Below are 2,029 nucleotides of genomic sequence, written 5' to 3'. Positions count from 1 at the left end.
CGCCGATCAAGGTGGTAGAGGGCCTGTGGGGCGGCGAGCTGCCCGAATTCGAGACGATCGATGCGGCGAACGAACTGGTCGGCGCGCTGGTTATGGGCCTGTGGGACCGGCTTTCGCGTCATCAGGATCGGAACGCACCCTTCCGCCTTACCCGTATCGAGACCGAGGCGACACGGGAAGGGCTTGCTGCCCTGGCGATGTTGCGGCGGCAGGAGCTCGAAGGTTTCGTCGAGGGGCTGTTCGGCAAGGAGGAAGCGTTAGACCTTCCGGAGAGAGCCCATCGCGGACTCGGGACGCTCAGCGAGATGCGGGCTTTATTCGAAGGCGCCGAGGCCGTGGCCAGGGACGAGACAAAGCCCGGAACGGTGCGTGATATGGAAAAGACACTACGGCTCCTCCGCCAGATGACAAGGGACGCCGAGCGCGAGCTTCACGCCGTCCTGTTGTCCTGTGCCCGTGCACGCCGGCAAATGCTCGCCTCGCTCTCGGCACAGAAGCCGACCTTGCATTGAAGGAAGCAATACGGGAGCACCGAAGTCGAAACAGGTGAGCTACATATGAAAAAAGCAGGGCGAGGGTCCGCTGTCGATCATGAACCACCGTTGCCGACCGGCGCAATCGAGCGACACCTGTCCACCGCTGGAACGGTGCGTCCACGGCGGGGTAGTCGCGGCGTCGCGACCTTCGGCCGTGATGCCGCGTTCACGATACCGCTGATCCGCAAGAGGCGCTCAACGCTCTTACTCGATCCACCGATGGCGGCTTCGGGGCATGACGGGAAGCCCCGCCGCCAACACCGAGCGACCGCTGTTCTTGGGCAAGGCGACCTTGGCCCGCGCATTAGAGCAGATTCCGGTCAATTTGCAGCGTAGCCGGCGTGGCGAAGATAGGCGGCACATTCATCCGTGGTGAAGGCGTCCAGCAGTTTGCCGATGCGGGTCCAGAGTGCGTCGATCTCGCGCTCGGCGGCTTTGCGCAGGAGCGCCTTGAGTTTCGCGAAGAGGAGTTCGATCGGGTTGAGATCGGGCGAGTAGGGCGGTAGGTAGCGCAGCCCAGCACCAACGGCTTCGATTGCCTCGCGCACGCCGGCTGCCTTGTGCGGTTTGAGATTATCCATGATGACGACATCGCCGCGCACCAGGGTTGGCACCAGGCACCGGCGAATATAGGTCAGGAAGATGACCCCGTTCATCGGCTCATCGATGACGAACGGTGCGGTAACCACGCCGCAGCGCAGCCCAGCAACGAAGGTGGTGACCTTCCAATGGCCGTGCGGCACCCGGCCGACCAGCCGCTTGCCGCGCATCGCGCGGCCGCGGGTCCGTACCATGCTGGTGCTGGTGCCGGTCTCGTCGATGAAGACCAGTCGCGCTGGATCAAGCGAGGGCTGATCCTCTCGCCAGCGCTGTCGTGCCGCCGCCACGTCCGGCCGTTCCTGTTCGCTGGCGTGCAGAATTTTTTTTAAAGCTCAACCCATGACGGCTGAAGAAACGCCACACCGACACTCGGCTCGTCTCGATCTTGCGCTCCCGCAAAACCGCGCAGAATTCGTCCAGCGTCAGGTCCGGCTGTTCGGCCACCAAGGCGACCACCGCCGCCGCATGATCCTCCAGCGGTGAGACGCTGCCGCCGCGCGGCTTGGCGGCGATTTCCCAATCCATCTGCCAGCGCCGCACCCAACGAATGGCAGAGCTGACGCTTACCTTGAACTGCGCCGCCGCGGCACGCCGCGTCGCTCCCGACTCCACTGCCGCGATCACCCGTTCGCGCAGATCCTCCGAGTATGCTTTCGTCATCCCGATACCCCCAAATCGAGGGTCTCAGAATCCTACATCCACAATCCCTTGTGAATCCCTTCGCGATTCAATTCAGGCGGAATTCGCTCTAAGCAGGGAACGCGTCTGCGCCCTGTTCGCGGTAGACTGCCTCTTGCGCAACCCAACGCGAGCTACCCCGGGGGGGCGTGTAGCTGCGCATCCCAGCACTCGGTAGGATTTCGAGAGCGGACGCCGCGGCGTTGCGTCCCTTC

2 protein-coding genes are annotated in these 2,029 nt (G+C 63.7%); one reads left to right on the top strand and one right to left on the bottom strand.

All coding sequences use genetic code 11. The annotated features are described in order from the left end of the window. Positions 1–512, top strand: a 512-nt coding sequence (locus VGC56_RS15165) for a hypothetical protein (RefSeq protein ID WP_464126216.1), incomplete at its 5' end; no start/stop codon positions are given. A 344-nt stretch (positions 513–856) separates the two neighbouring features. On the opposite strand, the gene VGC56_RS15160 is transcribed toward VGC56_RS15165, so the two are convergent. Next, positions 857–1,796 (bottom strand): IS630 family transposase gene (locus VGC56_RS15160; RefSeq protein WP_464126214.1). Its coding sequence is split into 2 segments (ribosomal slippage): positions 857–1,451 and positions 1,450–1,796, totalling 942 coding nucleotides; the frame shifts between segments, so codons are not numbered across the junction. Positions 1,797–2,029 lie beyond the last annotated feature (233 nt).

The sequence above is a fragment of the Allosphingosinicella sp. genome (genome assembly GCF_036403745.1).
Lineage (GTDB): Bacteria > Pseudomonadota > Alphaproteobacteria > Sphingomonadales > Sphingomonadaceae > Allosphingosinicella.
Note: the sequence above shows the minus strand (reverse complement) of the source record. Positions and strands in the feature narration are given on the sequence as shown.